This is a genomic window from Microbacterium xanthum, assembly GCF_034531355.1.
GTDB lineage: Bacteria > Actinomycetota > Actinomycetes > Actinomycetales > Microbacteriaceae > Microbacterium > Microbacterium xanthum.
Genome location: NZ_JAWHUE010000003.1, coordinates 354,322 through 379,501 on the forward strand (window position 1 = coordinate 354,322; position 25,180 = coordinate 379,501).

Here is a 25,180-nt window from a genome sequence, read left to right on the forward strand (position 1 = left end):
TTCTCAAAGCATAGACCACTATCTATGCTTTGAGAAGACCTCGTGCCGCCACGAGGAAGCTCACTGATCGATCACCGGCGCGGCCTGCCACGGCATTCGGACCGGCGTCGTCGGCCGCGCCGGAGACGTCGCCGACGCACCCCTCACAGAGGTCGGATCCTTCGCTTCGATCGTCCCGCCCGCACCGCGACGACGCGCGTTCGGCCGGCGTGCCTGACTCAGTTGTTGAAGCGGAACTCCACCACGTCGCCGTCCTGCATGACGTACTCCTTGCCCTCGAGGCGGGCCTTGCCGCGCGAACGCGCTTCGAGGACCGACCCGCACTCGACGAGGTCGTCGAAGGAGATGACCTCGGCCTTGATGAAGCCCTTTTCGAAGTCGGTGTGGATGACGCCCGCCGCCTGCGGGGCCTTGGCACCCTGGGGGATCGTCCAGGCGCGCGCCTCCTTCGGGCCCGCCGTCAGATACGTCTGCAGTCCCAACGTGTCGAACCCGATGCGCGCGAGCTGATCGAGTCCGGACTCCTCCTGGCCGGTCGCGGCGAGCATCTCCGCCGCGTCCTCCGCGTCCAACTCGATGAGTTCGGACTCGATCTTCGCGTCGAGGAACACCGCCTGCGCGGGGGCGACCAGGGCCGCCAGCTCGGCCTTGCGGACATCGTCGGTCAGCACACCCTCGTCGACGTTGAAGACGAAGATGAAGGGCTTCGAGGTCAGCAGACCCAGCTCCCCGATGGGGGCGAGATCGAGACCCGATCCCGAAAGAAGCGCGCCGGCATCCAGCGCCTCCTTCGCCGCCACCGCGGCGGCGAGGACCGCCGGGTCCGTCTTCTTCCCCTTGACCTCCTTCTCGAAGCGCGGGATCGCCTTCTCGAGGGTCTGAAGATCGGCGAGCTGGAGTTCGGCGTTGATCGTCTCCATGTCGCTGGCCGGATTCACCTCACCGTCGACGTGGACGACGTCGTCGTCGGCGAAGCCGCGGACGACCTGGGCGATCGCATCCGCTTCGCGGATGTTCGCGAGGAACTGATTGCCCAGCCCCTCTCCCTCGCTCGCTCCGCGCACGATCCCGGCAATGTCCACGAACGAGACCGTCGCAGGCAGGATGCGCTCGCTCTTGAAGATCTCGGCGAGGCGGTCCAGACGCGGATCGGGCAGATTCACCACCCCGACGTTGGGCTCGATCGTGGCGAACGGGTAGTTCGCCGCGAGCACCTGGTTCTTGGTCAGCGCGTTGAAGAGAGTCGACTTGCCGACGTTCGGGAGTCCGACGATTCCGATGGTGAGAGCCACGGGAGTCCAGTCTACGGCGGCGCGCCTGCCCGCACGCACGGCGCGCACGGGAGATCCTGAGGTCGTGGCACTGGATTTCACCGCGATCGACTTCGAAACGGCGAATTCGAGCAGCGCGTCGGCCTGTGCCGTGGGGCTGGTGCGGGTGCGCGCCGGCGAGATCGTCGCCGCGACCGGCTGGCTGATCAGGCCACCCGCCGGTCACGACGCCTTCTTCGAGGTGAACACCCGCATCCACGGGATCACCGCAGGTGACGTCGCCGGCGCCCTCTCCTGGAGCGCCCAGCTCGCCGATATCGCCGCCTTCGTCGGCGACGACGTGCTCGTCGCCCACAACGCCGGTTTCGACATGGCGGTCATCAAGCGCGCCTGCGAAGCGACCGGGGATGCCTGTCCCCCCTACCGCTATGCATGCAGTCTGCATGTGGCGCGCCGGGTCTACACGCTCGATTCCTACCGTCTGCCGTCCGTCGCGGCCGAAGCCGGGTTCGCCGACTTCCTGCACCACGACGCAACGGCTGACGCCTTGGCCTGCGCACACGTCATGATCGATGCGGCACGTCGCACCGGCAGCGACGACATCGAGGGACTCGCCGAGGCGACCGGCGTGCGGGTATCGCAGATCGTGGCCGCCTCGGCGAGTCCGGCGACCCGAGAGGCCGCCGTCGTCGCAGCCTGATCCCCCGAACAGACCGCGACGACCGTCTGTCAGACCCTCGAGACCGTCGAGGTCACCGGGGTCGGGTTGGAGAAGAGGTCCAAGACCGGGCAATGCGCGTCGACGACCGACGCCAGATGGTCGTACCGTTCCTGTGTCTCCGTGCCGCTGACACGCACGTCGAGCTCGATCGACTGGAACCCCGCACGCACCTGGTCGTCCTTGCCGAACAGCCGCGCCGCGTCGAGTCGCCCCGTCGCGGTGATCGAAATGTCGTCGAAGGGGATTCCGAGCGCGTTCGCGTACAGGCGATACACCACCACCTGACACGAGATCAGGGCGCCCAGAGCGTACTCGACCGGGCTGGCTGCGACGTCGTCGCCGGCAAGAGCCGCGGGTTCGTCGACGAAGAAGTCGTGTCGCCCGGCGCTGATCCGCGTGGCCACGGCACCCTCGCCGGTGCCGTGCACACGGTAGGTCAGGTGCGCGGCGGCACGGTCGGCGTCGATGCGGTCGTTCCAGGCCGTGCCCGCCCCGACGAGACGGGCGCTTCGGTCGTCGGCGTCGACGGGTGCGGGACGGGCTGCGTCGGTGAGGAGAGTCATGGGGAGACCGTACGGGTGCCGGCGGCGGCGTGCACCGTCACCCGACACGAGCGGTCATCGTCCGTCACACGCCGTCACATCAGCGTGCCGACCGTTCGTGTCGGAGGGGTGCGGCAGAGTGACGACATGGACGTGCTGCTCCCCCCTCTTCTCGCTCTCGCGGCGCTGGCCGCCGGACTCCTGCTCGGGTGGGCGGCGGGCACGGCACGCGGCGCCGCCCGCGCGCACCCAGAGCTAACCGAGCTGCGATCCAAGGTCGCCGCCGGCGAGGCCGCGAAGGCCGGCCTCGCATCCGAGCTGGACCACCAGCGAACGCTGTACCGCGATCTGACGGCGCAGGCGAGATCCGATCAGGCCGCACGAGAAGAACGCGACCGGCGTGAGCAGGCGGTGCTCCGCGCCCTGGCACCGGTGAGCGAGACGCTGCAGACGATGCAGGCGAAGGTCGACGAGCTCGAGAGGGACCGGCACCACCAATTCGGGTCGCTCGCCGAGCAACTGCGCCGCTCACAGCAATCCGATGAGCAGCTGCGCGCCACAACCGAAGCACTCGCCGGAGCGCTGCGCTCCGGCAGCACACGGGGCGTATGGGGCGAGACGCAGCTGCGACGTGTCGTCGAGGCGGCCGGCCTCACGCGGTACGTGGACTTCGACCTCCAGGAGTCGATCCGCTCAGACGCGGGGGCGGGGCGGCCGGACATGGTGGTTCGACTCCCCGGAGACAAGGCGATCGCCGTCGATGCGAAGGTCCCGCTCGACGCGTACCTCGAGGCCAGCTCGATACCGCTCACCGCGGTCGGAGAGGAAGCCGCGCGGCGCGGGACGCTCCTCCGCGCTCACGTGAAGGCGGTGCGTGCACACGTCGATGCCCTTGCGAAGAAGCAGTACTGGGCGGGACTGACATCCAGCCCGGAGTTCGTGGTGTGCTTCATCCCGAGCGAGGCCCTGCTCGCCGCGGCGCTGGAGACAGACCCGACCCTGCTGGAGTACGCGTTCGGCCGGCGCGTGGCACTGGCCTCGCCGGTGAACCTCTGGGCCGTGTTGAAGACGGTTGCGTTCACGTGGACGCAGCAGAACGTGTCCGAAGATGCACGCCGTCTGTTCGATCTCGGCAACGAGCTCTACGCACGACTGTCGACGCTCTCCGGCCACGCCGACGATCTCCGGCGCGCGATCGAGCGCACCATCGACAGTTACAACGGACTGATCGGATCGCTGGAATCGCGCGTCCTCGTCACCGCCCGACGGTTCCCGGGAATCGATGAGACCAAGCTCGACGCGGCGACCGCGCCGGCTCTCATCGAGAACGGGCCACGTCGCGTCACCGCCGAGGAGCTTCTTCCCCCATCCGGTGCCGACCTGGATGCCGTGCGCCGACGACTGGATGATCCCGTCGGCGAGGAGGCGGCGCGGGACGAGCCGTGGCCTGAACGCAGCGACGAGGTGGCGCGGTAGGTCAGGCCCCGCCGGGAACGAAGCTGAGCAGCACGATGACGGCTGCCGAGACACCGATGAAAGCCCCGATCATCCACCACGCGGACGGCTGCTGCCCCTCCTCGCGACGGACCCGGAAGAGTACGTCGGGGCGGCGCGCCGGGTCGGTCGCATCTGCGACGACGGCCTGCGCGCCGGTCTGCGTGGTGGTGCCGCTGGTGGCGGACATCGAGATCTCCCTCGCTGGGTTGAAGGTTCGGCGTCTCCGCTGACGGACGGCTCCAGTGTCCCACAGCGATGCTGGGAGGCCGGTCACATACCGATCACGATCTCGACTCCCGCCGACTCAGCACCCTCCGATCGTCACAGCCACTTCGAGGTCAGGTGTTCGGAAGAGATTCGACGGAGCGTTCCCGATGCACCGCGCAGGACGACGCTCTCGGTGTAGACGTACCCGCCCTCGCGTCGCACGCCGGCCACGAGCTGCCCATCGGTGACACCGGTGGCCACGAAGATCGTGTTCTTGCCCCTGACCATGTCGTCGGCCTCGTAGACGTGACCGTCCGTCTTCAGACCGGCATCGGCGCCCTTCTGCTTCTCGTCGTCGTCCCGCGGCCAGAGGCGGCCCTGGATGTGGCCGCCGAGCGCCTTGATCGCGCACGCCGTGACGATACCCTCCGGGCTTCCCCCGACGCCGACGCACATGTCGGTGCGTGCGTTGTGCCGCGCGGCGTTGATGCCGCCCGCCACGTCGCCGTCGCTCATCAGACGCGTACCAGCCCCCGCCTGCCGGATCTCCTCGATCAGCTTCTCGTGGCGGGGCCGGTGGAGCACCGAGACCACCATCTCGTCGACAGGCTTCCCGAGGGCTTCGGCCAACAGTCGGATGTTCTCCCCGATCGGCAGCCGGATGTCGACGACCCCCACGCCGGCCGGGCCGGTCACGAGCTTGTCCATGTAGAACACGCTCGACGCATCGAGCATCGAGCCCCGGTCGGCGACCGCGATCACCGAAAGCGCGTTGTTGCGCCCGGCCGCGGTCAAGGACGTTCCGTCGATCGGATCGACCGCGACGTCGCATTGCGGACCACGACCGTTCCCGACCCGCTCGCCGTTGAACAGCATCGGAGCGTTGTCCTTCTCCCCCTCGCCGATCACGATCGTGCCGTCGAAATTCACCGTCGTCAGAAACGCCCGCATCGCGTCGACGGCCGCGCCGTCGGCATCCTCTTTGCGCCCGCGGCCGATGAACGGCACGGCGCGGATCGACGCCGCCTCGGTAGCTCGCACGAGCTCGAGAGCGAGGTTGCGATCGGGGTGGAGGGGGCTCATGTCGCCGGTAAGACTCACCATGGCTCGACCCTACCCAGGGCGCTCATGAAGAATGGCGGAAATCACGACCGATGGAGGCGAAGGATTCCCCGTTCTTTCGCGAGCGCCGAAATCCGGAGTCCGATCTCGAGGGCAGGCCGAGATCTTGACGCGGTCCACCACCACACGCCGCCGAGCAGCGACCGCCGTCATCGTTACACTCGAAGCGTCGACCCCGTCACGAAGGAGCACTCATGCCCGTCGCCACTCCCGATCAGTACGCCGACATGCTGGACCGCGCGAAGGCGGGCGGGTTCGCGTATCCCGCGATCAACGTCTCGAGTTCGCAGACCATCAACGCCGTGCTGCAGGGCCTCACCGAGGCAGGCTCGGACGGCATCATCCAGGTCACCACGGGCGGCGCCGACTACTTCGCCGGCCACACCGTGAAGAATCGCGCCGCGGGCGCTCTGGCGTTCGCCCGCTACGTCACCGAGGTCGCCAAGAGCTACCCGATCACCGTCGCACTGCACACCGACCACTGCCCCAAGGATGCGCTGCCCTCCTTCGTGCTGCCCCTCCTCGAGGCGTCGAAAGAGCAGGTCAAGGCCGGCGGAGACCCGATCTTCCAGTCGCACATGTGGGACGGCTCGGCCGTGCCGCTCGACGAGAACATCGAGATCGCTGCCGAGCTGCTTCCCCGCATGAAGAACATCAACTCGATCCTCGAGGTCGAGATCGGTGTCGTCGGCGGTGAGGAAGACGGTGTGAAGCACGAGGGCTCGAACGATGCGCTCTACACGACCGTCGCGGACGTCACGAAGGCCGTCGAGACGCTCGGGCTCGGCGAGAAGGGCCGCTACATCTCGGCGCTGACCTTCGGCAACGTGCACGGTGTGTACAAGCCGGGCAACGTCAAGCTTCGTCCCGAGCTGCTCGGTGAGATCCAGGAGGGCATCGCCGCCGCGTTCGGCACCGGCGCGAAGCCGCTGGACCTGGTGTTCCACGGCGGCAGCGGATCCACCGATGAGGAGATCGCCCTGGCCGTGGCCAACGGTGTCGTCAAGATGAACATCGACACCGACACGCAGTACGCCTTCACCCGCTCGGTCGCCGGCTACATGCTCTCCAACTACGAGGGAGTCCTGAAGGTCGACGGCGAGGTCGGCAACAAGAAGCAGTACGACCCGCGCGCATGGGGCAAGGTCGCCGAGACCGCGATGGCCGCCCGTGTCGTGGAGGCGACCCGCCAGCTGGGTTCGCACGGCAAGAGCCTCGGCGCCTGACGCCGCTCGACGGATGCCCCGCGCCCGGAAGGGCGCGGGGCATCCGTCTTTGTCTATCGGCCTCGCCATGCACGAACTCAGGCCAAGCAGGCCGAGAGAGGCCCACGGCGCTGCGGATTCCGCACGCAGCCTGAGTTGGTGCCGGCGGGCGGGAGACCATCGACGGGCGCGGAGTGGGAAGCGCGGGTTCAGCCGCTCGCGCCGGAGACGAGCACGTCCCACACCGCCGGGTCTTGAAACAGCGGCACGGTCAGCAGGATGCCGCTGGCGAAGGAGAAGACGAGTGCCCCGACCAGCGGGATCCACCAGCTCGCGCGGCCACGCCTGAGGCTCGCCCAGGATGTCACCGCCGTCAGCAACCACCCGAGCCCGAGCACGATCGCGGCTGCAAGACCCCAGATCCGCGCCCCCTCGGGATCGCTGAGGGCCGCGTCGATGCCCATCATGTCGAACAGCGTCTCGGCATAGGCCCCGTAGTCGGTGAACAGGGGGATGCTCGACACGACGTTGATCAGGCCGTAGACGAGCAAACCCATCGTGATGACACGGTCGACGAAACGACGTCGACGCGTCTGCTCGCTCCGGGCGGGGTCGTCCTCGGCTTCCGGTGTCGGCGGGCCGGGCGGTGGCGCGTCGGCCATCGGCGCCGGCTCGGCGACGGCCTGTCGGCCGCTCTCGAGCGCCCATGTGGCGTCGGGCTGCTGGATGCGACGTCGCTGCTCCTCCGCCGTGGCGTACTCGCCGAACTGCGGTCTCGGGCGAGCACCGCCCTGGTCGGGTTGACTCATGCCTCGCTCCGTCCGGGCGCGCGGCCTCCGCGCGGGCCGGAATCGCCGCGCAGTTCCTTCGGCAGCGAGAAGATGAGGTCCTCCTCCGCGGTGCGCACCTCTTCGACCTCCCCGTAGCCGGCATGGGCGAGGTCGGCGAGGACCTCTTCGACCAGCACCTCGGGCACCGAGGCGCCACTGGTGACCCCGATCGTCTCAACGCCGTCGAGCCACTCCTGACGGATCTCGTCCGCGTAGTCGATCCGGTGGGCGGCCGTCGCACCGTACTCGAGGGCGACCTCGACCAATCGCACCGAGTTGGACGAATTGGCCGAACCCACCACGATCACCAGGTCGGCGTCCCGGGCCACCTTCTTGATCGCGACCTGCCGGTTCTGGGTCGCGTAGCAGATGTCGTCCGAGGGCGGATCCTGCAGCTGCGGGAAGCGTTCACGCAGGCGACGCACCGTCTCCATCGTCTCGTCCACCGACAGCGTCGTCTGCGACAGCCACACGAGCTTCGACGGGTCGGAGACCTCGACCGTGTCGGCGTGTTCGGGGGAGGTCACCAGGGTGACGTGTTCGGGGGCCTCCCCCGCGGTCCCTTCCACTTCCTCGTGCCCCTCGTGGCCGATGAGGAGGATCCGGTAGTCGTCCCGCGCGAAGCGCACCGCCTCTCGGTGGACCTTCGTCACGAGCGGGCACGTGGCATCGATCGCCTGCAGACCGCGATCGGCGGCCCCGGCGACGACGGCCGGTGAGACACCGTGGGCGCTGAAGACGACGTGTGCGCCCGACGGCACCATGTCGACCTCGTCGACGAAGACCGCACCGCGCTGCTCGAGCTCGCGGACGACGTGCTTGTTGTGGACGATCTCCTTGCGCACGTAGACCGGCGCGCCGTAGCGCTCCAACGCCTTCTCGACCGCGACCACGGCACGATCCACACCCGCGCAGTATCCACGGGGCGCCGCCAGCAGCACCCGCTTGCGTCCGACCACCGCGATATCCTGAAGCCGGTCTCGCCGCCCGGGCACGCGCGGAACCGGCAGGCTGACAGCCACAGCGGGCGCGGACGTGATCACCCCTCGATTCTACGGTCGCGGCCTGAACGGGCGCCCAGCGCCAAGAAAGGACCGGATGACCTCCTTCGAGGCCGAGCCCACCCCCGGGCAGGCGCCTCCTCCTGACGCGGTCGCGCCGCGTGACTCCACGTCGTCCGCGCCGACATCGGTCGGGCGGCTGAACGACACCATCCGGGGTTTCATCGAGCGCTGGGGCTCGGTGTGGGTCGAAGGCGAGATCACCAGTTGGAACGTGCGAGGCGGCAACGTGTACGGCCGCATCAAGGACCTCACGACCGATTCGACCGTGTCGGTGCGCCTGTGGTCGTCGGTACGACAGCGGATGCGCGGTGAGTTCGCCGTCGGAGACCACGTGGTCGCCTGCGTCAAGGCCGACTACTACTCACGGACCGGCGACTTCAGCTTCGGCGTCTCCTCACTGCGCCAGGTGGGCCTCGGAGAGCAGCTGGAACGGATCGAGCGACTGCGCGCCCAGCTGCGCACCGAGGGCCTGTTCGACGCGGAGCGCAAGCGCGCTCTCCCGTTCCTCCCGCACATGATCGGACTGATCACGGGCGAACGCTCCGACGCCGAGAAGGACGTTCACCGCAATGCCGAGTTGCGCTGGCCTCAGGTGCGGTTCCGCACCCGGCACGCCGCGGTGCAGGGCGACCGATGCGTCCCGGAGACCATCGCGGCACTCCGGGCCCTGGATGCCGACCCCGAGGTCGATGTCATCGTGATCGCCCGAGGCGGAGGGGACCCGCAGACCCTGCTCGGATTCAGTGACGAGCGGCTTCTGCGCGCCGTGGCCGAGGCCCGCACACCGATCGTCAGCGCGATCGGACACGAGAACGACAGACCATTGCTCGACGACGTCGCCGACCTGCGCGCATCCACTCCGACCGACGCGGCCAAGCGGATCGTTCCCGATGTCGCCGAGCAGCGAGCCGTGGTGTCCCAGTTGCGCGCGCGGCTGACCGGCCGCCTCACGCAGCGCGTCTCGCATGACATCAGCCAGCTGGAGCATCTGCGCTCACGCCCGGTCCTGCGCGCCCCGGAGAGCATGCTGGACACCCACTCCCATCATCTGTGGGTCCAGGTGTCGCGCGGCCGCGAGACGATCGAGCGCCGCCTCGACGCCCAGCGCCGCCGCGCAGCGGAGCTGCGGGCGTCGCTGCGCGCGCTCTCGCCCGAATCCACGCTCGCGCGGGGATACGCGATCGCCCACCTCGACGACGGGTCGATCGTCCGGGCCGCCACGCAGGCGCCCGCCGGCACCGCGGTGTCGATCACGGTGGGATCCGGGTCGTTCGCAGCGCGGTCGGAGGGCCCGTCGAGGGTTTCGGCGAGGCCCGCCCTCGTCGACGAAGACCCGATGGAACACCCCACGCCCGCGCTTAGGATGGACTCATGACCGACACGACCGGACCCGCCGCCGACGTCGCGGATCTGTCGTTCGAAGACGCGCGCGACGAGCTCGTGAGCGTGGTCGCGCAGCTCGAGCAGGGTGCGCCGACGCTCGAGGAGTCGCTGCGGCTCTGGGAACGCGGAGAAGCGCTGGCGGAGCGGTGCGAGCAGTGGCTGCTCGGTGCCAAGCGCCGTCTCGACGCCGCTCGCGCCGATGCCTCCGACGACACCTCGGGCGACGCCTCGTGATGGCCCGCCCGCCTCGGGTCGTCGCCGAGCTCGGCCGACCCGAGACCCCCGGCGAGACCGCAGAACGCAAGGCTGCGTCCTCGGCCGCATACCGGTCGAGCAAGACGGTCAGAAACCTCGTCGTGGCGTTGCTCGTGACCCTCGGCATCGTGGCGGTGATCATCCTCGCCGTCCCCCGGGGCGACCTTCCCGCCACCGACGTCGATGTCGCTGAGACGGCCGCGAAGGTCGAGTCCGGCGACGACGCAGACCTGATCGTCCCCGATCTGCCGGACACGTGGCGGGTCAACAGTGCACTGGTCGACGCCGAGGACGCGGTTCGGGCGTGGACGATCGTGTACGTGCCCGAATCCGGACGGGGATACCTCCGCGTCGAGCAGGGCTTCGACGCCGACGACGCGTGGGCCTCGCGAGTGCTGCGAGGAGCCGAGATCGAGGGAACCGAGACCATCGACGGCATCACCTGGGATCGCTACGACGTATCCGGCGCCGGCGAGACGGGCAACATCACCCAGGGCCTGGCGGCCCAGGCGGGACCGGACGTCGTGCTGATCTACGGCGACAGTGACGAGGCGAGCCTCCGCCAGGCTGCCGCATCGGTCGCCGATCAGATCCGCGAGCTTCAGGAGGAATCGTGAGTGCACCCACTCCCACACAGGCATGGCATGAGATGGCCGCGGGAAACCGACGGTTCGTCGCGGGCGAGCCGCAGCACCCGCGACAGGACGTCGAGCGGCGCAACGAGCTCGCCGCCGCGCAGAAGCCGGTCGCGGCCCTGTTCGGGTGTTCCGACTCCCGGCTCTCCGCGGAGATCATCTTCGATCAGGGACTGGGCGACCTCTTCGTCGTTCGCAACGCCGGACAGGTCATCTCCGACTCGGTCGTGGGCAGCCTCGAGTACGCCGTGGCCGTTCTGGAGGTCCCGCTGATCGTCGTGCTCGGACACGACGCGTGCGGCGCGGTGAAGGCGGCCATGGACAGCACGGCCGCCGACGCCGCTCCCCTCCCCCCGCGCATCTGGCGCCAGGTCGCGCCGATCGTCCCCGCCGCGCGTCGTCTGCAGCAGTCCCGTCCCGGCGCTCCGCTCGATCCCGAAGCCGTCGGCCGCGAGCACCTCCGGGCGACCGTCGGAGAGCTGCTCCACTCGAGTGAGCTGATCAGTGACGCTGTCGCGGCCGGCAAGGTCGGCGTGGTCAGCGCGAATTACCGCTTGTCCGAGGGCACGGCCGTGCCCGACACCATCGTGGGCGTCGAAGGCGCCTGAACAGCAACGGGAGGAACGACGACGTGACCGACACCGAGTACCGCATCGAGCACGACACCATGGGCGAGGTGCGCGTGCCCAAGAACGCCCTCTACGCCGCGCAGACCCAGCGCGCCGTGGAGAACTTCCCGATCTCGGGAGACCCGCTCGAGCCGGCACAGATCGTCGCCCTCGCACGCATCAAGAAGGCCGCCGCCCTGGCGAACAAGTCGCTCGGCACCCTCGACGACGCCATCGCCGATGCCATCGCCGGCGCGGCGGACGAGATCATCGCCGGAGCCCACATCGATCAGTTCCCGATCGACGTCTATCAGACCGGTAGTGGCACGAGCACCAACATGAACATGAACGAGGTGCTCGCCACCCTCGCGACCCGCTCGCTCGGTTCGCCGGTGCACCCCAACGACCATGTCAACGCCTCGCAGTCCTCGAACGACGTCTTTCCGACCTCGGTCCACATCGCCGCGACGCAGGAGATCATCGACGACCTCATCCCAGGTCTCGACCATCTCGCCGTCGCCCTCGAGGCCAAGGCCGAGGAGTGGAAGGACGTCGTGAAGTCCGGCCGTACACATCTCATGGATGCGACGCCGGTCACTCTCGGACAGGAGTTCGGCGGCTATGCACGCCAGATCCGTCTCGGGATCGAGCGGGTGCAGGCCGTCATCCCGCGCGTCGCGGAGGTCCCATTGGGTGGCACGGCGACCGGCACGGGCATCAACACGCCGCTCGGGTTCCCGCAGAAGGTGCTCGAGCTCATCGTCGCCGACACCGAACTGCCCATCACCGAGGCGAAGGATCACTTCGAGGCCCAGGGCGCCCGGGACGCGCTGGTCGAGGCCTCCGGCGCGCTGCGCACCGTGGCCGTATCCCTGACGAAGATCAACAACGATCTGCGGTGGATGGGGTCGGGACCCAACACCGGCCTCGGCGAACTGCACATCCCGGACCTGCAGCCGGGTTCGTCGATCATGCCGGGCAAGGTGAATCCGGTCGTCCCCGAGGCGACCCTCATGGTGTGCGCGCGGGTCATCGGAAACGACGCGACCATCGCGTGGGCGGGTGCGAGCGGATCGTTCGAGCTCAACGTGGCGATCCCCGTCATGGGCACCGCGCTTCTCGACTCGATCTCGCTCCTGGCCAATGCCAGCCGACTGCTCGCCGACAAGACGATCGACGGGTTGACGGCCAACGAGGAGCGTGCCGCGGCGTTCGCCGGGATGTCCCCGTCGATCGTGACCCCGCTGAACAAGCTCATCGGCTACGAGGCTGCCGCCAAGATCGCCAAGCACTCGGTCGCGGAGGGCGTGACGGTGCGCGAAGCCGTGATCGCGCTGGGCTACGTCGAGCGGGGCGACATCTCGATCGAGCAGCTTGACGAGAAGCTCGATCTTCTCTCGATGACCCATCCCGGCTGATCGTGACCGCCGAGTCCCCTCGGCGCGATAATCGGGGCATGCCCTCCCTCTCACGTCCGCTCTCGGCGCGGGCACGCATCCTCGGCGCGATCGTCACCGTTGCGGCGGTCGGTCTCGTCGTGGTGGGCGGCGTCACCTTCCTCGCACAGCGGGAGCGGACGCTGAGCGCCGTCGACGAGCGTCTCCGCACGCAGGTGGAACAACTTCGCACCGTCGCGGTGACCACCGACGAGGCCCTCGGCGGTGGTCCGTCCGTGGATGACACCGGATCCGGCGATGACCTGCTGCTGGAGGACTTCGCCTCCGTGGAGGAGTACCTGCAGACGGCCGTCGCACGGCTCGTTCCCGCGCGCAACGAGGGCTCGGCGGCGATCGTCGACGGCGAGGTGCAGTTTCGACCCACCACGCTGTCGGGATTCGACATCGCCGACGACAGCGCGCTCGTCGAGGCCGTCCTGACCGACGTCGAAGAATCCGGACGCACCGTTCTGGGGACGGTCTCCACCGAACGGGGCACCCTGCGCTACATCGCCATCCCGGTCGAGCTCGAGGACGACCCGGCCTCGGGTGTCTACGTCCGGGCGGTGGACCTGGATGCGGAGTTGCAGCCGGTGATCGCCTCGATGATCACGTTCGGGATCGTGGCCGTCGCGGTCGTCGTGGCGATCGGATTCGTCGCCTGGTTCGTGGCAGGCCGCCTCCTCTCCCCCATCCGTCACCTGCGCGACGCGGCAGGCACCATCACACTGGCCGACCTCTCCCCTCGCCTGAACCCGCAGGGCAACGACGATATCTCCGATATGACGCGGACGGTGAACGAGATGCTCGATCGGTTGGAGGGCTCGGTGGATGTTCAACGGCAGCTCCTCGACGATGTCCGACACGAGCTGAAGACCCCGATCACGATCGTCCGTGGCCATCTGGAGATGATGAACCCCGACGACCCTGCCGATGTCGCCGCCACGCGCGACATCGGCATGGCGGAGCTCGATCGGATGACACGCCTGGTCAGCGACATCGATCTGCTCGCGACCGTCGAGGGGGACGACTTCGCCATGAAGCCGATCAGCCTCGCGGTCCTGACCGCGCGCATCGGTGAACTCGTCGCCGTCATCCCCGGTCACCCCTGGCGCATCGAGCACACCGCGCGGGGCAAGGTCGTCGGCGACGAGGATCGCCTGCTCCAGGCCTGGTTGCAGCTGGCTGACAACGCCGCCAAGTACACCCCCGAGGGCACTCCGATCGAGATCGGCAGCACCCTGGAGCCCTCGGGTGCTCGCCTCTGGGTGCGCGATCACGGGCCGGGGATCCCCCGCGCGCAACGCCATCGGATCTTCCGGCGCTTCGATCGAGCGCACGGAGCCCGCGCCGTGGGAGGCTCGGGACTGGGCCTGGCGATCGTCGACGCGATCGCCAAGGGCCACGGGGGCCACTGCCTCGTGACCGATACCTCCGGGGGCGGGGCGACCTTCACCATCCACCTGCCCTCCCCCGCCTCCGAGCTGCCCGCCCCGGTGCGCGCCGGAGACATCCTGCAAAGAGAGGCCACATCGTGACCCTGATCCTCATCATCGAAGACGAGGCGCGCATCGCTTCGTTCGTGAGGCGCGGCCTGGAGGCGGCGGGCTACGCCACAGCCGTGGTCGAGGACGGCGCAGACGGGCTCTCGCGCGCTCTCGACGACGACGTCGCGCTGGTCCTGCTCGATGTCGGGCTGCCCACGATGGACGGCTTCGAGGTGCTGCGACGTCTTCGCGGCCACGGCTCGACCGTCCCGGTGATCATGCTCACGGCACGGTCCAGCACGCGCGACACGGTCGACGGGCTGGACGCGGGCGCCAATGACTACGTCGCGAAACCCTTCACGTTCGACGAGCTGCTCGCCCGCATCCGGTCACGACTGCGGGAGCACGCCGCGCCCGCGGGGACCTCGGTCTCGCACGGCGACGTGACGCTCGACATTCTCGGGCGCCGCGCCACCGTCGACGGACGGGACGTCGAGCTCTCCGCGCGCGAATTCGCCCTCGCCGAGCAGTTCCTCCGCAGCCCCGGGCACGTCCTCAGTCGGGAGCACCTCCTCAGTCACGTGTGGGGTCTGGACTTCGACCCCGGCTCCAACGTCGTCGACGTGTACGTGCGGTATCTGCGCGGCAAGCTCGGCGCCCACCACATCGTGACGGTACGCGGCGCCGGCTACCGCTGGGAGTAGCTGTCAGGACAACTCGCCCGCCTCCAACAGTTCCGTCACCAGGGCGGCGATGGCCGAGCGCTCGGACCTGGTCAGCGTGACGTGGGCGAACAGGTCGTGGCCCTTCAGCGTCTCGATCACGGAGGCGACGCCGTCGTGCCGACCGACGCGCAGGTTGTCGCGCTGTCCGACATCGTGGGTGAGCACGACCCGGGAGTTCTGACCGATCCGGCTGAGCACGGTCAGCAAGACGTTGCGCTCGAGCGACTGCGCCTCATCCACGATCACGAAGGCATCGTGAAGGGACCGCCCTCGGATGTGCGTCAACGGGAGCACCTCCAACAGGCCACGCTCGACGACCTCGTCGAAGACGTTGCCCGAGACGATGGAGCCGAGAGTGTCGAAGACGGCCTGCCCCCACGGGTTCATCTTCTCGCCCTGGTCACCGGGAAGGTACCCGAGCTCCTGCCCGCCGACCGCGTAGAGAGGCCGGAAGACGATGATCTTCTTCTGCTGCTGGCGCTCGAGCACGGACTCCAGACCGGCGCACAGGGCCAGGGCCGACTTGCCGGTTCCCGCCCGCCCGCCGAGCGAGACGATTCCGATCTCCGGATCGAGCAGGATGTCGATCGCGATGCGCTGCTCGGCCGAGCGGCCGTGAAGGCCGAACATGTCCCGATCGCCACGCACCAGTCGGTACGAGCCGTCGCCGGTCACGCGTCCCAGTGCCGAGCCACGCTCGGAGTGGATGATCAGGCCGGTGTTGACGGGAAGTCCGACCACGTCCTCGCTGACGGCGATCTCGCTCTCGTAGAGGTCGCTGATGTCGTCGCCCGAGACGTCGATTGATGCGATGCCCGTCCACCCCGAGTCCACGGCCTGCTCTGCGAGGTATTCCTCCGCGCTGATGCCCAGCGAGGCCGCCTTGACCCGCATGGGCATGTCCTTGGAGACGACCACCACCTCGGCGCCGTCCTGCGAGAGATGCGCCGCGACAGCGAGGATGCGCGAATCGTTGTCCCCCAGCCGCATGCCGGAAGGAAGCACGGAGGCGTCGGTGTTGTTGAGTTCGACGCGCAGGGTTCCGCCTTCACCGATCGGGACCGGGAAGTCCAACCGGCCGTGCTCGGTGCGCAGATCGTCGAGCAGACGCAGCGCCTGCCGCGCGAAATAGCCGATCTCGGGATCATGGCGTTTACCCTCGAGCTCGGAGATCACCACCACCGGGATGACCACATTGTGCTCGGCGAAACGCGTGATCGCGCGCGGGTCGCTGAGAAGAACCGAGGTGTCCAGCACGTAGGTGCGCAGCGCCTGATCCTGGCGGTCCGGGGATGCCTCCCCGAGTCCGGCGAGGCCTTCGTCCTGTCGGCGCTGCTTGTGTGGTGCTCGTGTGGTCACAACCCACTCCCCGCTCCGGGTCCCGAACCCGGGATCTCGAGTCGACCGTGGGTCACGAGTCGCGATCCTTCGAGGCCGACTCGATCAGGCGCCTTGCCCGATGTCTTGAAGCTACGACCACGGACCCTCGACACGCCATCCCGACACGCGGTCGACTCGTTACGCGTCGGTGAATTCCCGGAGGCGCCGGTGTGACACCGCTCAGCCGCCGTAGCGGCGGTCACGCTCGGCGTAGTCGCGCATCGCCCGAAGGAAGTCGACCTCGCGCAGATCCGGCCCCAGCGCCTCGACGAAGTAGAACTCGCTGTGCGCCGACTGCCACAACAGGAAATCGCTCAGGCGTTGCTCACCCGATGTTCGGATGACCAGATCCGGGTCGGGCTGTCCGCCGGTGTAGAGGTGCTCGCCGATCTGTTCCGGGGTCAGGCTCTCGGCGAGATCCTCCAATGATCCCCCACGGCGGTGATGTGCGGCGATGAGGCTCCGGACGGCGTCGACGATCTCACCGCGACCGCCGTACCCGACCGCGAGGTTCACGTGCAATCCGCTGTGACCGGACGTGCGCTGCTGCGCGTCGGCGAGCACCGTCGCGAGCCCCCCGGGCAGATTCTCGGACCGACCCACGTGCTGAACCCGCCAGTCGCGTTCGTGGGACAGCTCCTCGGCGAGTTCGGCGATGATCTCGACGAGATCCGACAGCTCCTGGGAGTCGCGCTTGCGGAGGTTGTCGTTCGAGAGCAGGTACAGGGAGACGACTCTCACGCCGATGTCGTCGCACCATCGGAGGAACTCCCGCATCTTGGCCGCGCCCGCCCGATGCCCGTGCGCGGCGGAGTCGAACCCGGACAGCCGCGCCCACCGCCGATTGCCGTCGATCATCATCGCGACGTGATGGGGCACCGTGTCCGGGGTGAGACGGCGCCGCAGTCGGCCGATGTAGAGGCGGTAGAGCGGCCCTCTGCCCTGCTTCAGCTCGGTCACCTCCCCAACCTACCGCCGCCGCCATGCACGACCGGGTCTTCGTCGCGTGCCCCGGGAGGCATATGGCGGCGCGTACGCTCGGATCATGTCCCGCCGCGAGCGCACGACCGTGTCCGACCAGGGCGCCAAAATGCCCGAGCTCCCCCTGCTCGAAGCCTCGGCGGTCAGCGCGCAGACCGAGCTGAAGCCGAGCTGGCGCGGCTGGATCCACGCGGGGACGTTCCCCGTCGCGATCGCCGCCGGGATCGTCCTCATCGCGCTCGCTCAGGGTGCACCCGCGAAGTGGTCCTCCGCGGTGTTCATGGCCACATCCCTCCTGCTGTTCGGCAACTCCGCCCTGTATCACCGCTTCTCCTGGAAACCGAAGATGCGCGCGACGCTCAAGCGCATCGACCACGCCAACATCCTGCTTCTGATCGCAGGCACCTACACCCCGATCGCGGTCCTGGCGCTCCCGACGTCAAAGTCGGTCCTGCTGCTCTCGCTGGTGTGGGGCGGCGCCATCCTCGGCATCCTGTTCCGGGTCTTCTGGATCGACGCCCCCCGCTGGCTCTACGTCGCCCTGTATCTGGTCCTCGGCTGGGCGGCGGTGATGTACATGGTCGACCTGTTCGCGGCCAACGCCGCGATGATGATCCTCGTCATCATCGGAGGCCTGCTGTACACGATCGGGGCGGTCGTCTACGCCCTCAAGCGCCCCAACCCCTGGCCGGGACACTTCGGCTTCCACGAGATCTTCCACGTGTGCACCGTGCTCGCGTTCCTCTGCCACTGGACCGCGTGCCTGCTGATCGCGCTGGAGCCCGCCTACCACGCCGGCTGACGAGCGCCGTCGTCACCGCGGGTGAGGAGAGGCGGGGTCGCCGTCGTCGTCACCCGTCCCACCCGACGCGGCTGCCGAGTCGTCCCGCGCAGCGGCTTGCTCGGCATCCAGCTGCTCATCGAGGTCCGCGCGGATCCTTCCCCGACGAATCCGGCGCATCATGTCGGTGATGAGGAGGATCACGACGACGCCGAGCAGGGCGAACACGAGGAAGCCCCACGGACCCGGCGTCACCAGATCCGGGTCGACGACCTCTGCGGATATGGGCATCGCGGTCGCCAGGGCGACGAGCGCATCGTGCATGTTTCCTCGATCCGCGCCGGAGCGCATAGCCTTGTCGTCAAGCCTAATCTTCCGGAGCACCACCGCATGACGACCCCCGACGAGCTCGACGACAGATACGGGCGCACGCCGTCACCGCGCCGTCGCCTCACCGCCGCCGTCGCGATCACCCTGGGGGTGCTCGCCGTCGGCGCGATCGCGTGGGGTGCGGTGGGGAACGTGCTCGACGACGTCGACGTCGACACGGTCGCCTTCGAGGTGGTGGACGACCACTCCGTGGCCCTCAGTTTCCAGATGACCGCCCCGGCCGGGCGCGACGTCGCATGCGCACTCGAGGCCCGCGACACCGACCACGGCGTCGTCGGGTGGAAGATCGTGGAGTTCCCGTCCTCAGATCGTCGAACCGCCGCGTACCGCGAGGTCATCCCCACCGTGGCCGAGGCCACAACGGGTTTTGTCAACACCTGCTGGGTGACGTAGTCTGTCGAGACACAGACGACTGACGCCCCGGCCGATGCCCGGGGCGTTTCGGTTATCCGCACCGGATTCTCGTGCCCAGCCCGATCCGAACCGAAGGAGATTGACGTGTCCAGTGACGCCCAGGTGACGTTCCTCACGCAGGAGGCCCACGACCGGCTCACCGCCGAGCTCGAACACCTCTCGACCACCGGTCGGGAGGAGATCGCCAAGCGCATCGAAGCGGCGCGCGAGGAGGGCGATCTGAAGGAGAACGGCGGGTACCACGCGGCCAAGGATGAGCAGGGCAAGCAGGAGGCGCGCATCCGCACCCTCCAGGCGCTGCTCAAGTCCGCGAAGGTCGGCGACTCGCCCCAGAGCCACGGCATCGTCGAGCCCGGCACTGTGGTCACCGCGGTCATCGCCGGCGGTGAAGAGACCTTCCTGCTCGGCAATCGCGAGATCGCCGGTGGCACCGAGCTCGACGTGTACAGCGAACTCTCCCCTCTCGGCGAAGCGATCCTGGGTCGCAAAGAGGGCGAGAAGGTCTCCTATACCGCACCGAACGGCCGCGACATCGCCGTCGAGATCGTCAAGGTCGAGACCTACGACGGGCAGTGACCCCGCGCCTCCGCCGGAGGCGAGCTGAACGGGCCGTATCGCCGCGCGTGTATCCGCGCCGCGATGCGGCCCGCGTCTCGTCTCAGTCCGAGACCACGGTGGCGGTGAAGCCGGCCTGCTCGAGGGTCGCGATGACGTGCGCGCGGTGCTCCTCCCCGCGGGTCTCCACGCTCAGTTGCAGGACGACCTCGGAGATCTGCAGGCCCTGACCGTGGCGAGTGTGGAGCACCTCGATGACATTCGCGCCGGCCAGGGCGAGCAGCTCCGAGACCCGGGCGAGCTGGCCGGGGCGGTCGGGCAGCGGGATCCGCAGGCTCATGTAGCGGCCGGACGCGGCCAGGCCGTGCGCGACCACCCGCTGCAGCAGGAGGGGGTCGATGTTGCCTCCCGAGAGCACCGTCACGGTCGGGCCGGTGGCGGTGATCTTGCCGGCCAGCATCGCCGCGACACCCACCGCTCCAGCCGGTTCGACGACCTGCTTCGCCCGCTCCAGCAGGACCAGAAGCGCTCGCGCGATGTCGTCCTCCGTGACGGTGACGACCTCATCGACCAGCTCGTGGATGATCTCGAACGGGAGGTCTCCGGGACGTGCCACGGCGATGCCGTCGGCGATCGTGGGACGGGTCTCGACCACGAGGGGCTCGCCCGCAGCCATCGAGGACGGGTAGGCGGCTGAGTTCTCGGCCTGCACCCCGATGATCCGGACCTGCCGCCCATCGGCGGCCGCGCGCGCCTTGACCGCGGCCGCGACGCCCGCCAGCAACCCCCCGCCGCCGATGCCCAGCACCACCGTCTCCACGTCAGGCACCTCGTCGTAGAGCTCCATCCCGAGAGTGCCCTGGCCGGTGATGACGTCGCGGTGGTCGAAGGGGTGGATCAGCACCGCTCCGGTGCGCTCGGCGTGATCGGCTGCGAGCCGCAACGGCGTCTCGACGGTCGCGCCCTCGAGGACCACGTCGGCACCGTAGCCGCGCGTCGCGAGCAGTTTGGGGACGGGCACGCCCAGGGGCATGAAGATGGTCGCGGGGATCCCGAGCGTCTGTGCGGCGAGGGCGACGCCCTGGGCGTGGTTGCCGGCGGAGGCGGCGACCACGCCGCGCTCGCGCTCTTTCTCGCTCAGGCGGGACAGCCGATACGTCGCCCCGCGGATCTTGAACGAGCCCGTACGTTGCAGGTTCTCCAGTTTGAGGTGCACGGGAACGCCCATGAGGTCGGAGAGGAATTGCGACCGGTCGACGGGGGTGCGTGCGATGACGCCGTCGAGGGTCCGTGCGGCGTCGGCGAAGTCTTCGATGGTGGGTGCGCTCACGCGCGCGTCCTCCTGGCTCTCGGGACGGTGGTCCAGATCAGATCCGCGGTCGCCCGGGGGTCGGCCCCGGTCTCCCACGCGCGCTCGCTCAGGTACACCGCGACGACGTTGACGAAGGCGGCCAGCGGGACGGCGAACAGTGCACCGGGGATACCGGCGATCATGGCACCGCCGGCGACGACGAGGACGACCGCGAGCGGATGCACCTTGACCGCCGACCCCATGAGGAGCGGCTGCAGGACGTGCCCCTCGAGCTGCTGGACGCCGAGGACGACCACGAGCATCCACAGGGCGATCCAGGGCCCGCTGTAGACCAGGGCGAGGAAGACGGCCAGCGCCCCGGTGACGACCGCGCCCACGAACGGGATGAACGCCCCGAGGAACACCAGCACGCCGATCGGGATGGCCAGCGGCACACCCAAGAGGGCGGCGCCGAGCCCGATGCCGATCGCGTCGATCGTGGCCACCAGGAGCTGCGTGCGCGCGTAGTTGATGACGGTGACCCAGCCGGCTTTGGCCGCGCCGTCGACGGCTGCCCGGGTGCGCTGCGGGAAGAGTTTCGTCGTCCAACGCCAGATCCCGGCCCCGTCGGCGAGCAGCGTGATGAGGATGAAGACCGCGAGGAGGGCGCCGGTGATCACATGACCGAGCGTCGTCCCGATCGCGAGGGCGCCGGACCACAGCAGTTCCGCCTGCTGCTGCAAGAAGCTCCCGGCTTGACTGAGGAGGTCGTCGATCTGATTCGCCGTGAGATGGAGCGGACCGCGGATGAGGTACTCGCGGAACTCGGCGATCGCCTCGACGGTCCGCGCCTGCACCGAGGGCCATTCACGGGAGATCTGCCAGGTGACCAACCACACCAGCCCGGCGACCACCGCGAACGTACCCAGTAACGCCAGGACGATGGCGATCCACCGCGGGAAGCGATGACGGATCATCCAGGAGAAGAACGGCCAGAGCAGTGCGGTGACGAGGATGGCGACCATCATCGGGATCACGAGGAGCTTCAACTGGATGATGAGCCAGATGAGCACTCCCGCCGCGGCGGCGATCAGCAGGAACCGCCACGCATACTCGGCGGTCACGCGTAGCCCGCGCGGCACCTGCTCGCTCATCTCGCCCGAGACGATGCGGGTGCGGTCGCGGAGTGCGGAGAAGAACGAGCCGCGGGACGTGTCGTCGGGACCGCTCATCAGGCCAGTCTAGGCCTCCTCCCCCGATGGCCGTGTCGGGCTGTGACGTTAGGCTGACCGCGTGAGGGAGACGCTGAGTGCGGGCGAAGCGCGCCGTGTGGCACTTGCGGCACAGGGCTTCGCACGTCCGGTCGCCGACGGCCGCGCCGGCACGCGGACCCTCGCCACGACGATACGTCGCCTCGGCACCCTCCAGATCGATTCGGTCAACGTGTTCGCCCGGTCGCACTACCTGCCGCTGTTCTCCCGCGTGGGCTCGTACGACACCGCTGCGCTGGACAGGCTCCTGTTCCGGCCGAAGCCGACGTTCGCCGAGTACTGGGCGCATGTGGCGGCTTTCATCCCTGCGGCCGACTGGGGCCTGTTCGCGTTCCGGATGGAGGATCTGCGACGAAAGCACGACGGCCCCGACGGGTGGACGCGGCGCCACGCCGACACCGTCTCCTGGGTCCGGAACGAGCTCGCCGACCGTGGTCCGCTTCGTCCGGGGCAGATCGAGCGTGACGCCCGCAGATCGTCACGGGGACCGTGGTGGGACTGGGATGACGTGAAGACCGCGCTGGAGTACCTGTGGCTTTACGGCGAGGTCGCCATCGCCGGTCGGCGCGGGTTCGAGCGACGCTATGGACTTGCCGGCGACGTGATCCCCGAGTCCGCGCGTGTGCCCGTCCCCCGCGCCGACGCCGTCCGGGAACTGGTCCGCCGCGCAGCCGCCGCGTACGGCGTGGCCACGGCGGCCGATCTCGCCGACTATTGGCGCATCCGCGACCGCAAGGCTGTGATGACCGCGGTCGAGGAGCTCGTCTCCGCTGGCGAGCTGACGCCGGTCCACGTCGCGGGCTGGCAGCGCGGCGGCCGGCCCGCGAGCGCCTGGATCCATCGCGACGCCCGGCTGCCGCGACGCATCGACACGGCGGCGATCCTCACGCCGTTCGATCCGGTGGTGTGGTTCCGCGACCGCGCGGAGCGCCTGTTCGGGTTCGAGTACCGCATCGAGATCTATACTCCGGCCGCGCGCAGACGGTTCGGGTACTACTCCCTTCCGGTTCTCATCGACGAGGACGTGGTGGGCCGAGTCGATCTCAAAGCCGACCGAGGAAGCGGGTGCCTTCTCGTCCAGGCCGCGTGGTGGGAGCCCGGCGCACCCACCCACGCGGCCGACCGCCTCGCCGATCGGCTGCGCGCCGCCGCGGCGTGGCAGCACCTGGACACCATCTCCGTGTCGCGCTGGGGGGATGCGACCGACGACCTCGCTCGAGCGCTCGGACCGGTGACACGCCATGAGGCCGGCCCGGACGTCGTCCGTCCGATCGCCGACCCGCGTACGCGGGTACTGCCGTGAGCCGCCGCATCGTCGCGCTCGTCATCGCCGTCGGGACGGCGGCGCTGCTCGGCGCCGCGCTCCTCTGGTGGGCCCTCGCGGCGGCGCCGAGCGGCTCGACGGCGACGAGTGCCGCCGAGGACTACCTCGCGGCGCTGGAGCGAGGCGACCTCGCAGCCGTCGAGGCGCTGCGCGCGGATGCGCTCCCGGCGCAGACAGCGGCGGCCTTCGCGGGCGCGATCGCCATCCGGGAGGCGCGCGTGGAGGTGACCGGGGAGCGCCAGGACGACGAGGTCGCCGTGGAAGCCTCGGCTTTCTTCGGCGACGAACGGCGCGATCTCCGGTTCTCCGTGACCGAGGGCGACGACGGGCAGTGGCTCGTCTCGGGCGACCTCGGCGAGATCGTGCCCACCACCTCGCCGGGGGCCGCGATCGCCGTCGGGGATGCCGTGGTGGCTTCCGGGACGGCGCTGCCGGTCCTCCCGGCCCGCTACCGGCTGACGCCCCTGCCCGTCGAGCTTCTCCAGGGTGAGGAGCAGGTCGCTGTCGGCCCCCGCGAGACCGTGGAGGTCTCCGTCGGGTCCCGCCTCGCCGACGGAGCCGTCGATGTCGTCCAGGATGCGCTCGACGCCCACGCGGATGCGTGCACCCGCACGGCGGCGATCACCCCGGAAGGCTGCGGGTTCGACGTGCCGTGGCCGGCGGACTTCTCCGACGTCGACTCGATCGCGTATCGCATCGACACGTATCCGTCGGTGAGCGAGGTCACCCCGGACGGACTGACGGTCGCGTCGGAGGGCATCCTCGTGGCGACCGTGCGAGGCACACTGCGCGGCGGCGGGGGTACGGGTGAGCGGACGTACCGGACGGCGGACTGGACGCTGCGGGGCACGCTGTCGTTCGAGGGCCCGGTCGCGGTGGTGCGCGCCTTCTGAAGCCTCAGAACGAACCACCGATGTCGTGGAGGCGCTCGATGCGGTCGGGAATCGGAGGGTGCGTGGCGAAGAGCTTCGCGAACGCCTTCGGGGCGAGCGGATTGGCGAACCACAGGTGGGCCATCGACGTATTCTCCTTCCGGAGTGGCCGACTGTGCTCGTCGAGCTTGGCCAACGCCGAAGCCAGTCCGTCGGGATCGCGGGTGGTCAGTGCGCCCGTGGCATCGGCGAGGTACTCGCGCTGGCGTGAGATCGCGGCTTGGACCACCCCGGCCAGAAGCGGAGCGACGATCGCCGCGACGATCCCGAACAGCAGAAACAGCAGCTGGGCCTGCCCGTTGTTGCCGCCACCGCGTCGCAGGCCGCCGAAGAAGGCCGCGCGCAGCATGATGTCGGCGAGGATACCCACCGCCACGACGAGCCCGAACACGATCAGAGACACCCGGATGTCGTAGTTGCGGATGTGTGCGAGTTCATGCCCCAAGACGCCCTCGAGTTCGCGATCGGTCATGATCTCGAACAACCCGGTCGTCACGGTGATCGCGGCCTCCTCCGGCTTGCGCCCGGTCGCGAACGCATTCGGTGCGGGGTCGTCGACGACGTAGAGCTTGGGCATCGGTGTGCCGGTCGTGATGCAGAGGTTTTCGACGAGCCGGTGATAACGGGGGGCATCGTGAGCGGATACCTGGACGGCGCCGGCCATCGCCAGGGCCTCACGATCGGCGAAGAAGTACTGGAGAGTGGCGTAGCCGGCCGCGAAGATCAGGATGAACCCGGTGACGAACCAGTTCTGGCCCATCAGCCACCCCGCCAGCCAGCCGATCGCGCCCAGGACGAGGACGAATCCGATCAGGATGAACCAGGTGTTGCGCTTGTTGCGCGCGACCGCACTGTACATGGGGAACCTCGTCT

General features: G+C 69.0%; 27 protein-coding genes. 15 read left to right on the plus strand and 12 right to left on the minus strand.

Features of this window, described 5'->3' with window-relative positions; all coding sequences use genetic code 11:
- Window positions 1–218 precede the first annotated feature (218 nt).
- Window positions 219–1,292 carry a redox-regulated ATPase YchF gene (gene ychF, locus RZO50_RS11760; protein ID WP_322599916.1) on the minus strand — a complete coding sequence of 358 codons (1,074 nt, stop codon included), beginning with the start codon at window positions 1,290–1,292 and terminating at the stop codon, window positions 219–221.
- 64 nt (window positions 1,293–1,356) lie between these two features.
- Here ychF and RZO50_RS11765 point away from each other — a divergent pair, with 64 nt between their 5' ends.
- Entirely contained in the window at window positions 1,357–1,971 is a 615-nt protein-coding gene (locus tag RZO50_RS11765) for an exonuclease domain-containing protein (protein WP_322599917.1), read from the plus strand.
- A gap of 29 nt (window positions 1,972–2,000) precedes the next feature.
- On the opposite strand, the gene RZO50_RS11770 is transcribed toward RZO50_RS11765, so the two are convergent.
- Window positions 2,001–2,555 (minus strand): OsmC family protein, encoded by a 555-nt coding sequence (locus RZO50_RS11770; RefSeq protein WP_322599918.1) that lies wholly within the window; start codon window positions 2,553–2,555, stop codon window positions 2,001–2,003.
- 126 nt (window positions 2,556–2,681) lie between these two features.
- Here RZO50_RS11770 and RZO50_RS11775 point away from each other — a divergent pair, with 126 nt between their 5' ends.
- Complete coding sequence (locus RZO50_RS11775; protein WP_322599919.1) at window positions 2,682–4,010, plus strand: DNA recombination protein RmuC; 1,329 nt, start codon at window positions 2,682–2,684, stop codon at window positions 4,008–4,010.
- A 1-nt stretch (window position 4,011) separates the two neighbouring features.
- Here RZO50_RS11775 and RZO50_RS11780 read toward each other — a convergent pair whose 3' ends face one another.
- Window positions 4,012–4,218 (minus strand): UDP-N-acetylmuramyl pentapeptide phosphotransferase, encoded by a 207-nt coding sequence (locus RZO50_RS11780; RefSeq protein WP_322599920.1) that lies wholly within the window; start codon window positions 4,216–4,218, stop codon window positions 4,012–4,014.
- Window positions 4,219–4,352: 134 nt separating this feature from the next.
- Complete coding sequence (gene glpX / locus RZO50_RS11785) at window positions 4,353–5,342, minus strand: class II fructose-bisphosphatase (protein ID WP_322599921.1); 990 nt, start codon at window positions 5,340–5,342, stop codon at window positions 4,353–4,355.
- A gap of 212 nt (window positions 5,343–5,554) precedes the next feature.
- On the opposite strand from glpX, the gene fbaA reads away from it, so the two are divergent.
- A complete protein-coding gene (gene fbaA, locus RZO50_RS11790) occupies window positions 5,555–6,586 on the plus strand; it encodes a class II fructose-bisphosphate aldolase (protein ID WP_322599922.1) in 1,032 nt (343 codons plus the stop codon).
- A 188-nt stretch (window positions 6,587–6,774) separates the two neighbouring features.
- Here the strand turns inward: fbaA and RZO50_RS11795 are convergent, their stop codons facing one another.
- Together RZO50_RS11795 and RZO50_RS11800 are read right to left on the minus strand one after the other, a co-directional pair.
- Window positions 6,775–7,374, minus strand: coding sequence for a DUF6264 family protein (locus RZO50_RS11795; protein WP_322599923.1), 600 nt, complete (start codon window positions 7,372–7,374; stop codon window positions 6,775–6,777).
- Window positions 7,371–8,405, minus strand: coding sequence for a 4-hydroxy-3-methylbut-2-enyl diphosphate reductase (locus tag RZO50_RS11800; protein WP_416211602.1), 1,035 nt, complete (start codon window positions 8,403–8,405; stop codon window positions 7,371–7,373). Before RZO50_RS11800 ends, RZO50_RS11795 begins: the two co-directional genes overlap by 4 nt.
- 88 nt (window positions 8,406–8,493) lie before the next feature.
- On the opposite strand from RZO50_RS11800, the gene xseA reads away from it, so the two are divergent.
- The 7 genes from xseA to RZO50_RS11835 are packed head-to-tail and all read left to right on the plus strand — an operon-like array spanning window position 8,494 to window position 14,967.
- Window positions 8,494–9,834, plus strand: coding sequence for an exodeoxyribonuclease VII large subunit (gene xseA / locus RZO50_RS11805; RefSeq protein WP_322599924.1), 1,341 nt, complete (start codon window positions 8,494–8,496; stop codon window positions 9,832–9,834).
- The gene (locus RZO50_RS11810) at window positions 9,831–10,076 is read left to right on the plus strand and encodes an exodeoxyribonuclease VII small subunit (protein ID WP_322599925.1); all 246 of its coding nucleotides are present in this window, start codon (window positions 9,831–9,833) and stop codon (window positions 10,074–10,076) included. Before xseA ends, RZO50_RS11810 begins: the two co-directional genes overlap by 4 nt.
- Complete coding sequence (locus tag RZO50_RS11815; RefSeq protein ID WP_322599926.1) at window positions 10,076–10,714, plus strand: DUF4245 domain-containing protein; 639 nt, start codon at window positions 10,076–10,078, stop codon at window positions 10,712–10,714. Before RZO50_RS11810 ends, RZO50_RS11815 begins: the two co-directional genes overlap by 1 nt.
- Before the next feature lie 32 nt (window positions 10,715–10,746).
- Entirely contained in the window at window positions 10,747–11,340 is a 594-nt protein-coding gene (locus RZO50_RS11820) for a carbonic anhydrase (RefSeq protein WP_322600030.1), read from the plus strand.
- Between the two features lie 23 nt (window positions 11,341–11,363).
- A complete protein-coding gene (locus tag RZO50_RS11825) occupies window positions 11,364–12,758 on the plus strand; it encodes a class II fumarate hydratase (protein ID WP_322599927.1) in 1,395 nt (464 codons plus the stop codon).
- A gap of 38 nt (window positions 12,759–12,796) precedes the next feature.
- Window positions 12,797–14,314 carry a sensor histidine kinase gene (locus RZO50_RS11830; RefSeq protein WP_322599928.1) on the plus strand — a complete coding sequence of 506 codons (1,518 nt, stop codon included), beginning with the start codon at window positions 12,797–12,799 and terminating at the stop codon, window positions 14,312–14,314.
- A complete protein-coding gene (locus tag RZO50_RS11835; RefSeq protein WP_322599929.1) occupies window positions 14,311–14,967 on the plus strand; it encodes a response regulator transcription factor in 657 nt (218 codons plus the stop codon). Before RZO50_RS11830 ends, RZO50_RS11835 begins: the two co-directional genes overlap by 4 nt.
- A gap of 3 nt (window positions 14,968–14,970) precedes the next feature.
- On the opposite strand, the gene RZO50_RS11840 is transcribed toward RZO50_RS11835, so the two are convergent.
- Both RZO50_RS11840 and RZO50_RS11845 read right to left on the minus strand, forming a co-directional pair.
- Window positions 14,971–16,347 carry a PhoH family protein gene (locus RZO50_RS11840; RefSeq protein WP_322599930.1) on the minus strand — a complete coding sequence of 459 codons (1,377 nt, stop codon included), beginning with the start codon at window positions 16,345–16,347 and terminating at the stop codon, window positions 14,971–14,973.
- A gap of 201 nt (window positions 16,348–16,548) precedes the next feature.
- Window positions 16,549–17,328 carry an isoprenyl transferase gene (locus tag RZO50_RS11845; RefSeq protein WP_322599931.1) on the minus strand — a complete coding sequence of 260 codons (780 nt, stop codon included), beginning with the start codon at window positions 17,326–17,328 and terminating at the stop codon, window positions 16,549–16,551.
- 130 nt (window positions 17,329–17,458) lie between these two features.
- On the opposite strand from RZO50_RS11845, the gene trhA reads away from it, so the two are divergent.
- Window positions 17,459–18,151, plus strand: coding sequence for a PAQR family membrane homeostasis protein TrhA (gene trhA, locus RZO50_RS11850; protein ID WP_322600031.1), 693 nt, complete (start codon window positions 17,459–17,461; stop codon window positions 18,149–18,151).
- 12 nt (window positions 18,152–18,163) lie between these two features.
- Here trhA and RZO50_RS11855 read toward each other — a convergent pair whose 3' ends face one another.
- A complete protein-coding gene (locus RZO50_RS11855) occupies window positions 18,164–18,454 on the minus strand; it encodes a hypothetical protein (protein WP_322599932.1) in 291 nt (96 codons plus the stop codon).
- Window positions 18,455–18,520: 66 nt separating this feature from the next.
- Between RZO50_RS11855 and RZO50_RS11860 the strand changes: the two genes are divergently transcribed.
- Entirely contained in the window at window positions 18,521–18,913 is a 393-nt protein-coding gene (locus tag RZO50_RS11860; RefSeq protein WP_322599933.1) for a DUF4307 domain-containing protein, read from the plus strand.
- 105 nt (window positions 18,914–19,018) lie between these two features.
- Window positions 19,019–19,510 (plus strand): transcription elongation factor GreA, encoded by a 492-nt coding sequence (gene greA / locus RZO50_RS11865; RefSeq protein ID WP_322599934.1) that lies wholly within the window; start codon window positions 19,019–19,021, stop codon window positions 19,508–19,510.
- A gap of 82 nt (window positions 19,511–19,592) precedes the next feature.
- Here the strand turns inward: greA and ilvA are convergent, their stop codons facing one another.
- Window positions 19,593–20,819, minus strand: a complete 1,227-nt coding sequence (gene ilvA / locus RZO50_RS11870) for a threonine ammonia-lyase (RefSeq protein ID WP_322599935.1) — start codon at window positions 20,817–20,819, stop codon at window positions 19,593–19,595.
- The gene (locus RZO50_RS11875; RefSeq protein ID WP_322599936.1) at window positions 20,816–22,012 is read right to left on the minus strand and encodes an AI-2E family transporter; all 1,197 of its coding nucleotides are present in this window, start codon (window positions 22,010–22,012) and stop codon (window positions 20,816–20,818) included. Before RZO50_RS11875 ends, ilvA begins: the two co-directional genes overlap by 4 nt.
- A 61-nt stretch (window positions 22,013–22,073) precedes the next feature.
- Between RZO50_RS11875 and RZO50_RS11880 the strand changes: the two genes are divergently transcribed.
- Complete coding sequence (locus RZO50_RS11880) at window positions 22,074–23,354, plus strand: winged helix-turn-helix domain-containing protein (protein ID WP_322599937.1); 1,281 nt, start codon at window positions 22,074–22,076, stop codon at window positions 23,352–23,354.
- Entirely contained in the window at window positions 23,351–24,268 is a 918-nt protein-coding gene (locus RZO50_RS11885; protein WP_322599938.1) for a hypothetical protein, read from the plus strand. Before RZO50_RS11880 ends, RZO50_RS11885 begins: the two co-directional genes overlap by 4 nt.
- Window positions 24,269–24,272: 4 nt before the next feature.
- Here the strand turns inward: RZO50_RS11885 and RZO50_RS11890 are convergent, their stop codons facing one another.
- Complete coding sequence (locus RZO50_RS11890) at window positions 24,273–25,166, minus strand: M48 family metalloprotease (RefSeq protein ID WP_322599939.1); 894 nt, start codon at window positions 25,164–25,166, stop codon at window positions 24,273–24,275.
- Window positions 25,167–25,180 lie beyond the last annotated feature (14 nt).